1 protein-coding gene is annotated in these 919 nt (G+C 56.7%); it reads right to left on the bottom strand.

Annotated features, from left to right (window positions below; genetic code table 11):
- Positions 1-919: AMP-binding protein (locus SO140_RS46105; RefSeq protein WP_498544222.1), on the bottom strand; the 919-nt coding region annotated here is incomplete at both ends.

The raw sequence follows: 919 nt of genomic DNA, 5'->3' as shown, positions 1-919 counted from the left end.
GCGTCATGAAAATTTCTTCGATGCAGGCATCGAAATGCAAGGGCGCAAATTGCAACACGCGTTCGTGCGGTTGAATGCCATAGCATTTTATCGCCGCATCGACAAAAACGTTGAGAGCATGTCGGGCGCCTATCACGCCTTTAGGCATTCCCGTCGAACCGGAGGTAAACATGATATAGCTGGTACCGACCGGGAACGCCGGCGCCTCAGTCGATGTTTGCCGGCGAAACACGGTGAAGTGTGCGAAATCCGTCGGCATATTGAGTGTCGATGCGCGCCAATACGCCAATGCGCCAGGCTCGGAATGAACGGAGGGACGCGTGCGATCGGTAATCAGGATAGCGTCGCTAAACTGTTCAAGCAGTTGACGGTAAGCCGCTCCATCCCCTTTGGCATTCAGGTTGACGAAGGGCATTTTCAATTGCAACGCAGCAAGCATGCAGATGATGGCCTCCGGCCCTTGCGGCAAGTCGAGCAACAGTACGGTATGTGCGGCGCGAACGGGAGCCAGGACATCGGCCAGCGCACGCCACTGCTGCTGCAAAACGGCATAAGACAGCGTTCTGAGCGATGACGAAGCGTGTTCAGGCGTGAGGATCGCCGTGCGTTGCGGCGCTTGAACGACGGCACGATCGATACGCTGCATGATATCGACCACGTTGTCGTTGGCTGTTTTACCCAGCAGCGAGAGCGGGAAACGCTGTCGCAATGCCGCGACGGAAAGATTTTCCGGATCGTCGTACAGCAAGGTGCACAAGGTCTGTATCCCCTGGCTGTGCCGCACCAGACTGGCCGCATCGTAAAGCCCTGAGTCGGCATCGATCTCCAGCCGCAGCGTTTGGTTATCGAGATCGGGACGCATGTTGAAGACCAGATCCTGCGCGCCTCCTGAGCGTAAGTTACGGATTTCACTACGCTG

It is taken from the genome of Bradyrhizobium sp. UFLA05-108 (assembly GCF_059803455.1).
This window is presented reverse-complemented; position numbering and strand designations above follow the sequence as displayed.